Annotated in this window: 1 protein-coding gene; it reads left to right on the top strand. The window is 40.3% G+C overall.

The window, feature by feature from the left end:
* A partial coding sequence (locus CYP54_RS00035) for a shikimate kinase (protein WP_258033552.1) occupies nt 1–461 on the top strand: 461 nt, incomplete at its 5' end.
* Nucleotides 462–477: the final 16 nt, after the last annotated feature.

The following is a 477-nucleotide window of genomic DNA, read 5'->3' as shown; positions in this document are numbered from 1 at the left end:
CTGCAAGGGCGCTAAGTAAGGCGCTAAAGACGATGAATCTTGACTGCGACGACTTGCTAGAGAGCTCACAAAATATGAAGATAAAAGCTATCTTTGATGAATTTGGCGAAGAGCATTTTAGGCAGCTTGAAAAAGATCTGGCTAAATTTCTAGCCACAAATGTCAAAAATGCGATCATCTCGACAGGTGGGGGCTTTGCAAAGGTTAAAAATTTAAACAAAATAGGCACCGTGATCTATCTAAAAGCAAGCTTTGATGCGATCATGCAAAGGCTAAAAAATAGCAAAAATAGCGAGAAAAAGCTCGCCAAACGCCCGCTTTTAAGCGACCTAAAAAAGGCTGAGGCACTGCATCTGGAGCGAGAAAAGCTATATGAAAAAAAGGCTGATTATATCGTTGAAGTCGAGGGCAAAACTCCAAAGCAGATTGTAAAAGAGATAAGGATACTTTTAAAAGTTTAGTTGCAAAGTGGCGATG

Origin of the sequence: Campylobacter concisus (genome assembly GCF_002914005.1) — a bacterium.
Classification (GTDB): domain Bacteria; phylum Campylobacterota; class Campylobacteria; order Campylobacterales; family Campylobacteraceae; genus Campylobacter_A; species Campylobacter_A concisus_N.
This window is presented reverse-complemented; position numbering and strand designations above follow the sequence as displayed.